General features: G+C 63.6%; 7 protein-coding genes. 6 read left to right on the forward strand and 1 reads right to left on the reverse strand.

The window, feature by feature from the left end; all coding sequences use genetic code 11:
* The first annotated feature begins 178 nt into the window (after positions 1-178).
* The 4 genes from pgaA to BN1137_RS14880 are packed head-to-tail and all read left to right on the forward strand — an operon-like array spanning position 179 to position 6,069.
* Positions 179-2,560 (forward strand): poly-beta-1,6 N-acetyl-D-glucosamine export porin PgaA, encoded by a 2,382-nt coding sequence (gene pgaA, locus BN1137_RS14865; RefSeq protein ID WP_232306949.1) that lies wholly within the window; start codon positions 179-181, stop codon positions 2,558-2,560.
* Positions 2,557-4,515 carry a poly-beta-1,6-N-acetyl-D-glucosamine N-deacetylase PgaB gene (gene pgaB / locus BN1137_RS14870; protein ID WP_232306950.1) on the forward strand — a complete coding sequence of 653 codons (1,959 nt, stop codon included), beginning with the start codon at positions 2,557-2,559 and terminating at the stop codon, positions 4,513-4,515. Before pgaA ends, pgaB begins: the two co-directional genes overlap by 4 nt.
* Positions 4,512-5,756: a poly-beta-1,6-N-acetyl-D-glucosamine synthase gene (gene pgaC, locus BN1137_RS14875; RefSeq protein WP_050719348.1), complete on the forward strand. Its 1,245-nt coding sequence runs from the start codon at positions 4,512-4,514 to the stop codon at positions 5,754-5,756. Before pgaB ends, pgaC begins: the two co-directional genes overlap by 4 nt.
* Positions 5,749-6,069, forward strand: a complete 321-nt coding sequence (locus BN1137_RS14880; protein WP_050719349.1) for a hypothetical protein — start codon at positions 5,749-5,751, stop codon at positions 6,067-6,069. The genes pgaC and BN1137_RS14880 overlap by 8 nt, the downstream gene beginning before the upstream one ends.
* A 136-nt stretch (positions 6,070-6,205) precedes the next feature.
* Here BN1137_RS14880 and BN1137_RS14885 read toward each other — a convergent pair whose 3' ends face one another.
* Positions 6,206-8,383 carry a glycoside hydrolase gene (locus BN1137_RS14885; RefSeq protein ID WP_050719350.1) on the reverse strand — a complete coding sequence of 726 codons (2,178 nt, stop codon included), beginning with the start codon at positions 8,381-8,383 and terminating at the stop codon, positions 6,206-6,208.
* Positions 8,384-8,708: 325 nt separating this feature from the next.
* Between BN1137_RS14885 and BN1137_RS14890 the strand changes: the two genes are divergently transcribed.
* Complete coding sequence (locus BN1137_RS14890; protein WP_050719351.1) at positions 8,709-9,185, forward strand: L,D-transpeptidase family protein; 477 nt, start codon at positions 8,709-8,711, stop codon at positions 9,183-9,185.
* A 155-nt stretch (positions 9,186-9,340) separates the two neighbouring features.
* A partial coding sequence (locus BN1137_RS14895; RefSeq protein WP_050719354.1) for an AzlC family ABC transporter permease occupies positions 9,341-9,948 on the forward strand: 608 nt, incomplete at its 3' end.

The raw sequence follows: 9,948 nt of genomic DNA on the forward strand, positions 1-9,948 counted from the left end.
CGATGTGAGTCGGGTTCGGAAAGTCTCAGATCTCCACACGAGATGGCTGGACCGCACATACGAAGGGCGGGTTCCGTCTTTCACCCGTAAATCCCGAGCGTTCTAGCACCGCGCGCAGGGTCAGGCATCGCCTCGACTCACCACGGTCGACGCCACGAAATCTGGGTGTATGTTGCGAATGAATCGCATTGTTTATCTCCTCGCGTTGCTGCCCGGCCTGGCCCAGGCGGGAGCGCTCGATCAGGAAAGAGAGGCCTGGGTTATCCAGGCACGGCAGGGGCAACTCGATCGCGCTGCCGCCGGTCTGGATGCCCTCTATCGGCGCAGCCAGGATGGCAAGGTGCTCGACGATCTCATTGCGGTGCAACTCTGGCGTAAGGATCCTGCCGCGGCGCTGGCCAGCTGCGAGCCCTGCGAGCTCAAACCCATCTCCAATGCCTCCCTCGAAGCCCTGGCCAGGGCGGCGCGGGATGAGCGCCGTTATCCCCTCGCCATCAGCTATTACCGCATCTTGCAGGGGCGGGCGCCGGACAACCGCAACGCCTGGCTCGGTCTCTACCTGAGCGCCAGCGATCAGGGCAATCTGACCCTGGCCCGTCAGGCTGCCAGCGACTATGAGGCGCGCTTCGGCCGGGATCAGGCCATTCTGGATGCCCGCATCTATGGCGCGCGCAGGCAAGAGGATGCCATGGGGGAGATGCTGGCCCGCCAGCAGTGGCTGGAGCAGGACCCCGATAACCCCGAGCAGTTACTGGCCCTCTATCGCGTCGCGGTGAGTCTGGGTGCCGGCCCGGCGGCGGCGGATCTGATGCGCCAGCACCCCACCCTGTTCAAACCCGTCGACCGGCTCTGGCTGGATCACTATGAGGCGGTCAGTTTGCTGCGCAGCGTGGCCCAGACCGAGGATCCTGCGCTCACCACCCGCGAATTGCAGCGGGCGCTGGCGTTGCAGGAGCGGATCCTGCGCGAAGCTCCAAGCGATCATCCCTTGCATCAGAGTAACGAGCGGGATCGCATCGTGACCCTGGCGGCGCTCGGGCGCTTCGATCTGGCCGAGCGTGACTCCGCCGCCCTGCTGGCCAGGGAGATCCAGCCCGATTATGTGCTGATGGCCCGCGCCGATGCCCTGGCGGGCCTTGGACGCAGCCGTGAGGCCAGCCTCATTTACGATGAGCTGGCACAACGGATGCCGGCGGACAAGGAGCTGAGGGAGAAGCGCTTCTATGCCTACACGGATCAGGAGCGCTACGACGCGGCCGCCGGGGTGCTGACCCAATGGCAGGAACCCCTGACCCGCTGGGACTTCACCGGCAACACCCGCATGGACAACGATGATTACGAGCGGCTGTTGCAACTGCAAAACCTGCTCGGTGCCTGGCGCGGTCAGGCCGATGGGGCCGAACGCCAACTGCTTGGCTGGCTTGAGAGTGCGCCGGCCAATCCCTGGCTCTGGATGCAGCTCGGGGATCTGCGTCGCTGGCGGGGCCATCCCGACGGGGCTGATGAGGCCTATGCCGAGGCGGCCCGCTGGCTGCAGCCCGCCAGTCAGGCTCAGCTCGAGCCGGGGCGGCTCAATGCCCGCCTCGATCGGGGGCTGTGGCAGCAGACCCCCGCCCGCATCCGCGCCCTGGGGGAGGGCAACCGGGATCGCAAGGAGTTGGGCCAGCGCCTCAAGCAGGAGCAGGCACCGACCCTGGTGAGTGAATTCAATCATGGCAGCAGCGAGGGTGGCTCCGTGCTGGCGAGCCGGGACTGGCGCTACGACGCCCGTCTCTACAGCGCCCGCAGCGATGAGGGCCATCGCCTGTTCGTGCGCCGTCAGGGCGGCTTTGGCGAGTTTGACAATGAACCCGAGCGCGCGGCCTACAGCGGCCTTGGCATGGAGCTCTCTCTCTACCCGCTGCAATGGACTGTGGAAGGGGGGATGGGATCCGAGCTTAATCACAGGGGCTACCTGTGGAACCGGCTGGACTGGCGGCTCGGGGATCAGTGGTCGCTCGGTGGCGCCGTCAACCTCAACAGCGCCGACACCCCGCTGCGGGCGCTAGCCCGGGGCGACTACGCAGATCAGTATCAACTCGAGCTGAACTGGCGTCAGGACGAGAGCCGCGAGGCGGGGGCCCAGCTTGAGCTGATGGACCTGAGTGATGGCAACCTGCGCAAGAGCGTTTCTGGCTTCGTGCGCCAGGATCTGTGGCGCCGGGATCGCTGGTGGCTCGATGGCACATTGCGCGCCGCCAGCTCCCGCAACGAGGCGGTGGAGGTGGATTACTTCAACCCCCTCGAGGATCGCAACCTGGAGCTGGAACTGGGCGCCCGCTATCGCCTGCCCTTTGACGCCAACCGTGTGCTGGTACAGGGCCTCTTCCTGTCGACCAACAGCTACTGGCAACAGGGCTATGGCGGCAGTCAGGGCTGGCAGCTCAGCTACCGCCATGACTGGGAACTCTCCCCAGCCCTGAGCCTGGGCTACGGCTTGGGCCGTAGCAAGGCCACCTATGACGGCGATGCCGAGTACGGTGATTTCGTCTTTGCCAATCTGCAATGGAGCTTCCTGTGATACGCCGACTGCTCACCTCGTTCTGCCTGCTGATCTCCCTGCTGCTGCCTTGGACCGCCCAGGCCGCCCGTCAGGGGGATGACTATGTGGTGCTCTGCTACCACGACATCATCGACCTCAAGTTGACCCCGGATCGCAAGCTCTACCCCCAGACCATGCGCCGGGATACCCTGATCCGCCACTTTAACTGGATCCGGCAGCAGGGCTATCAGCCAGTCAGCTTCCAGCAGATCCTGGATGCCAAGGCGGGCAAGGCCCCCTTGCCACCCAAGGCCATACTGCTCAGCTTCGATGATGGCTACGAGAGCTTCTACCGCTTGGTCTACCCCCTGCTCAAGCTCTATCAATACCCGGCGGTGTTCGCCCTGGTGGGCAGCTGGCTGGATGTTCCTCGGGACAAGATGGTGCCCTATGGCGACGACAAGCTGCCCCGGGACTACTTCGTTGGCTGGCCGCAGATCCAGGAAATGCAGGCGTCCGGTCTGGTGGAGATAGCCTCCCACACCTTCGCCTCTCACTTTGGCTTGCGAGCGAACCCTCAGGGCAATGTGCAACCCGCGGTGACCACCGCGGGCTGGAGTCCCAAGGGATATGAGAGCCAGGTGCAATACAGGGCGCGGCTCAAGGCGGATTTCGAGACATCGAGCCAGCAGATCCGCCAGCACCTAGGGCAGAGTCCGCGCATCATGGTCTGGCCCTACGGCGCCTTCAACGAGGTCGCGCTCGCCGTGGCCAAGGATGCGGGCATGCCCTACACCTTCACCCTGGATGACGGGGTCAACCGGCTGGCAGAGTCGGGCAGTCAGGTGCGCCGTTACCTGCTGGAGGAGGAGACCAGCCTGCAGAATCTGGACGAGATCATGGGAGGCAACACCTGGTCCCAGCCGGTGCAGCGCCTGGTGCACGTGGATCTCGACTACGTCTACGACAAGGATCCGGTGCAGCAGGGCAAGAACCTCGACAAGCTGCTGGATCGCATCAAGAACTACGGCATCACCACCGTCTATCTGCAGGCCTATGCCGACGATAACGGCGACGGGGTGGCGGAGGCGCTCTATTTCCCGAACCGCCACATGCCGATGAAGGCGGATCTGTTCAACCGGGTCGCTTGGCAGCTGCGTACCCGGGCCGGGGTCAAGGTCTACGCCTGGATGCCGGTGCTGGCCTACGATCTCGGCCCAGGTCATCCCTATGTCACCGACAGCCGTACCGGTAAGCCGGCCCCGGATCAGTATCTGCGCCTGGCTCCCTGGAACGAGGGAAATCGCCGCCTGATCGCGGATATCTATGAGGATCTCGGCTTTTATACCAAGTTCGATGGTCTGCTGTTCCACGACGATGCCTTCCTCGGGGATTACGAGGGGGAGGGATTGTTGTCGCGCAGCCCGGCGGCGCTCAAGGCGCAGGGGGAGAAGAAGACCCGCCAGCTCATCGACTTCACTCTTGAGCTGAAGGCGGCGGCGACCCGCTATCGGCAGGGAGGGCAGGATGGTCTGAAAACGGCGCGCAACATCTACGCCGCCCTCATCACCGAGCCCGAGTCCCAGCAGTGGTTTGCCCAGAGCATGGCGGACTTTGCCAGGGCCTATGACTACACAGCCGTGATGGCCATGCCCTACATGGAGCAGGCCGGGGAGCCGGATGCCTGGCTCGCCAAGCTGGCGAAAGATGCGCTGGAGACCGTGCCCGCCGACAAGCTGCTGTTTGAGTTGCAGAGTCGCAACTGGCGCACCGAGCAGCCGATCCCGGATGCCGAGCTGGCGCGCTGGATGCGCATCATCCGCGAGCAGGGGGTGAACAACTTCGGTTACTACCCGGATGATTTTCACAATAACCAACCGGATCCGGCGGTGCTTAAACCCGCGCTCTCGGCGGCCAGCCAACCCAGGCCCATGGCGGGGCCAGTGCAAGACGCCGAAGCCAAAGACAAGGGCTCGCCGGGGCTGCAACCATGACGGCGTTTGTCGATGGACTGGCGGTCTTCACCCTGGCTTACCCCAGCCTGATGGCCATGGTATGGATGTGCGGCGGCCTCTATTACTACTTCCAATGGGAGCGCAGGGATCTGGCGCTGGCCAAGCGAGGCTTGACGCTGCCGAGCCACCCCAGGGTGACCCTGATGGTGCCCTGTTACAACGAGGGGGCCAATGTGGAGGAGACCATAGGTCACCTGCTGCTCCAGCGTTACCCCAACTTCGAGGTGCTGGCCATCAATGACGGCAGCCGGGATGACACCGGGGCGCGGCTCGACAGGCTGGCGCTCGGGGATGCACGGCTGCGGGTGCTGCATCAGCCGAATCAGGGCAAGGCGATGGCCCTCAACCACGCCCTGGCAGAGGCCGATGGGGAGATCCTGGTGGGGATCGACGGCGATGCTGTGCTCGATCACGACGCCGTGATGTGGATGGTGAAGCACTTCCTGGAGAGCCCCAGGGTGGGGGCCGTGACCGGCAACCCCAGGGTGCGTACCCGCTCCACCATCATCGGCAAGATCCAGACCGGGGAGTTCAGCTCCATCATCGGGCTCATCAAGCGGGCCCAGCGCATCTATGGCACCGTCTTCACCGTGTCCGGGGTGGTGGTGGCATTTCGCAAAGCGGCGGTAGAGGCGGTCGGCGGCTGGAGCACCGACATGGTGACCGAAGACATCGACATCAGCTGGAAGCTGCAACTGGGTGGCTGGCTCATCCACTATCAACCCCAGGCGCTGTGCTGGGTGCTAATGCCGGAGACGGTGCGCGGCCTCTACAAGCAGCGGCTGCGCTGGGCCCAGGGCGGCGCCGAGGTGATGTTGCGCTACGGCCCCCAGGTGCTGCGCTGGCGAAATCGACGCTTTTGGTTGCTGCTGCTGGAATACGCCGCCAGCGTGACCTGGTGTTACGGCATGTTGTTTCTGGCGCTGAACTGGCTGCTGCATCCGAACCTGACCACCCTGGCCGAGGGCCACTTCTTCGCCTGGTCCGGGGTGCTGATGACCGGTATCTGCCTGCTGCAGTTCGGGATCAGCATCTTCATCGACAGTCATTACGATCGCACCATGTTGCGCAGCTTCATCTGGTGCGCCTGGTACCCTCTGATCTACTGGCTGCTCAACCTGGTGACGGTGATCGTCGCCGTGCCCAAGGCGGTGTTGCGCCGCCGCGGTCAGCTGGCGGTGTGGGAAAGCCCGGACAGAGGAGAATCCTTCCGTGAGTAAGCACCAGCTCGGCAAAGAGATGATCATCCGCAATGGCAGCCGGCGCAGCTGGGGTTATCGGCTGCGGGACCTGCTGCTGTTGCTGCTGACCTGGGGCAGCTGGCTGTTCCTGGCGCTGCAACCCTGGTTCAACTACCTCGACAGCGGCGATGAGGTGAGCTTCATCGGTTCTCTCGGCTGGCTGGCGCTGGGGCAACTGTTCCTGGCGCTGATCATCGGCCTGTTCCTGCTGATCCACACCTGGGCCAAATACAACAAGCTGCTCCATCGTCTGATGCAACAGCGCGCCAAGCGGCGCAACGAGCCACGCTAGCCTCTGTGGGAGAACGTCGCCTGTTGGTGGGCGTGGAATGAGAGGATGTGCTCGCCGTGCACCGAGCAGGGGAGAATCTGTGTTCAGTCAAGCGCCCTGCCCACTGGCAGGGCGCTTTCGTTGAGAGGAGGGGTCGTCATATCTTCAGCAGGGTGACGGGTTTGTCCTTGAGCGCCACCAGCAACTGGCGCCCTGGCAGCTTGTGGCCATCGATCTGGATGCTGCCCTTGCCAAAGTTCGCCACCAACCGGCTGCCGTCGGAGAAGCGAGTCTCCTGTACCTTACCGGCCCCGTCCCGCCAGCGGAACCCCACCAGCGCCTTGTCCCACAGTGCCTCGTGCAGTGGCCCGAACTGGGCGTCCAGCTTGACCAGCTCCGGCAATCGACTCTTGAGCGTACTGCGGCTCAGGTTGACCAGGGGCGGGGTGTTATAGAGCAGGCCGAGCAGGGCCCGCTCTTCCCGGATGGCGGGGAACTTGAGGTTATCCAGCAGCCAGTGATGGCTGTTGATCACCGAATCGTGGAACACCGCCTGATAGAGCGGCAGCCTGTCTGCCGGGTTGAACACGGTTTTGAGGTAGCGCGGCTTGAGGCGAGCGGGCTGGAAGAAAACCTGAGGCTCTTCATCTGGCCACCACTGGCCAAGGTAATAAGGAGACTTGGCCTGCTTGCGCATGGCGGCATCGGTCCAACCGAAGCCCCAACTCTGGATGCCGTGGGCGAACATCAGCGGCTTGCTGGTGAGGGCGTTGCCATCCTCCGAGCCCAGCACCAGACCGAGCCGCTCCCCCACCCAGCTCATGCGGGCGTTGCGAGCGGCAATCATGGCCGCGCTGCCCTGCTGGTGGGCCGGGCTGTAGTCGCTGGAGGCCATGGCGGTGCCATCGACGTCGAGGAACAGGCTGTTGATGGCGCTGGCCTTGGCCAGTTCGCTCATACGCTCCTTGGCGAAGGGCAGGGTACAGCCGGGGTTGAGATAGACCCCTTCACCGCCAAAGCCGGGTCTGGGCTTGCCGTCGGCCTCTATGATGGCGCAGCGCTTGCCAAGCTCGGTCGGGATCTGGGCGGTGAGCCAGCTGTCGTTGCTGCCCGGGGGGATGGCGGTGTCGTAAGAGTCATAACTGCCCACCAGATAGCCCACCCGCTTGGCGGCGGCGATGGCCTGATCCTGCTGCAGGGCCGCCGTCCACTGTGGGGTGCCGAGCCAGAGCTTGCGCAGCCCCGCCTGTTGCAGCGCCTCGATGACCGGCAGTGACAGCCCCTGACCCCAGCGATCCTGAGGCACCAGCAGCTCGCCGAACTGGCTCTTGACCCACTGCTGGCGCAGGGCCAGTACCTTGCCCTGAGTCGCAGGGCCTTGCTGGGTCGAGAGGGGCAACTGGCGAGCAATCAGCCGGTTGAGCCCCGTCATGATCTGGCTCTGCTGCCAGACTTGGGGGGCCGTGGCCGCCAGCGCCTCACGCTCCTCGGCATTGAAGGTCTTCAGCCACTCCGGTTTTTGGGTGATCTTGGCCTGCAGGGCAGCCCAATTCGTCACGTCCTGCCGGTCCAGCAGGGCATCCCCCCACAGATAGATGTGGCTGGCGCCGATCAGCCGCCGTCCGGCCGGAATGCGGGCAAACTTGTCCGTGAGAGACTGCCAGGCCCCCTCGGCCTGCAGCAATTCCCGGTAGCGCCTTGCCCCCGCCAGCCAGTCATCCCCCACGTGTAGCCGCACCACCAGCGGGGCCGGGTTGAAGTGGTTGAACTCGTGGCTGGCGGCAAGCTGCAAGCGTCCCCCCTTGCGGGTGAAGCTGAGCTGGTTGTCATAGGGGCTCTGCAGGATCCAGCTGTAGGTCAGCTTGCCCGCATCCTGGCTCCACAGCGGCAGCTTGAGGTCGTAGTGGGTATCGAGCGTCGACAACTCGTCGCCGACATAGCCGAGCCAGTCGCCGTCACGCACCGAGAAGCGGCTGCCCTCGCCGAACGCCATGGAGAGGTGGGTCTGGTTCTTCGGCAGGCTGTACCAGGCTACCTGGCGGGGGCTGTCGCTGCTGAGGGTCAGCAGCAGATCGTTGCCATCCAGCCGCACTTCGACCCGGGTCTGCTGGGCGGGCCAATGCCAGCTTATCCGTTGCTCATCCTGTTGCAGCTGGTCGACCTGACGGGCGGCTTGCCCCGCATTGGCCTGCACGTCCCCTACCGAGATGGCGAGGGTATCGGGATCGATGCGAAAGCTTTGGCTCTCGCTCTTGAGCAACAGCGGGGCGGCAGACAGCGGCGTCGCCAGCAGCAGGCCGACAAGGCCGGCGCCGAGAAAGGGAAGGGGGGGCATGGGGTCTCCTTGGAACACAGTCGGCGTCAGGGTACACCCAGGTAGAAGAAGACGAAAAGCATCAATAGGCATCCCGTTTCCGTACTAGTCTCTCTTTGAGACTAAGATCTCGATTGAGGAACTATCTAACTGTTTTGATTGTGCATTCGTTCGGGCTACCGAGTGCGCCTGCGGGCACTCAGGGGAGTGGCGCCAGATATGTTTCTCTGGATATATTGAGTATTGATGGCGATCCCATATCATGGCGCTCGCTCGCCACCAGAGAGTGGCGACATTCAGATGATCTGCTAACAAAGAAAGGCCTTAAGGCTTGTCGAGGGATGGAATGAGAGCCGTATTGTTGTGTTTGCTGGGGCTGTGGCCCGCACTGAGTTTCGCGACCCTGTCTGCGGACATGATTGTGGTCAAGAAGTCGAACTATAGCCTGACCCTGATGAAGGACGGCAAAGAGGTCAAACGCTACTGGATCGCACTGGGCCCGGCGCCCATGGGTCACAAGCAGAAGGAAGGGGATCAGCGGACACCGGAAGGGCGCTACATCCTCGACTACAAGAAGACCAACTCCGGCTATTACAAGGCCATCCACATCAACTACCCGAATCTGGACGACATCAAGGCGGCCAACGAGAAGGGCGTGAATCCGGGTGGCATGATCATGATCCACGGTCAGCGCAACGACATCGGCAACCGTCGTCTGCAGCCGTCCAACTGGACCAATGGCTGCATCGCCATGCTCAACCACGATCTGGATGAGGTGTGGAGCGCCATCGAACCCGGCACCCCCATCGTCATCAAACCCTGATCCCTCGTCACGCCCGTCTTATCCCTTGATCGGGAGGATGGGCGTGTCATCTCGATCTTCTTGTCATTGCACGGATTGCCTAGACGGCGGCGTGGTATCTCGCCCCGCGCTGTGTTAGGTTTTTCGGTTCTCGTTAGCAGGACAAGGATGACCTCATGATGTCTCAAACTCGCCCCCCTCACGCCGGGGTCGAGAGTTCGCGTGCGCTCTGGTGGCGTGCCACCCTCGATATTCTCCCGCTCTCCGTCTCGGTCATTCCCTGGGGCATCTTGTGCGGCGCCCTGGCGTTGCAGGTGGGATTGAGCCCTATCCAGGCCCAGCTGATGTCGCTGCTGGTCTACGCCGGCGCCGCCCAGCTCTCGGCCACCACCCTGTTCGGGGCCGGTACGCCGCTGTTGCCCATCGTCGGCTCCACCTTCGTCATCACCTCCCAGCACCTGCTGTACGGCTTTACCTTCCGCCGGGATGTGTTGCCGCTCTCCCTGCGCTGGCGCGCAAGTCTGGCCTTCTTCCTGACCGACGAGATGTTCGCGGTGGCGCTGAAAGACAGGGAGCGCAGCGGCACCTTCAATCCCGCCTACGCGCTGATCGCGGGCTTCGTGTTCTACCTGTTCTGGAACTTGGCGACCCTACTCGGCATCGCCGCCGGTCAGTACATCGAGGGGCTGGATCACATGGGGCTGGACTTTGCCATCGCGGCCACCTTCATCGCCATGACGATCCCGGCCATGAAGAACCTGCCCATGGTGGCGGCCACCCTGGT

The organism is Aeromonas tecta, assembly GCF_000820185.1.
Lineage (GTDB): Bacteria > Pseudomonadota > Gammaproteobacteria > Enterobacterales > Aeromonadaceae > Aeromonas > Aeromonas tecta.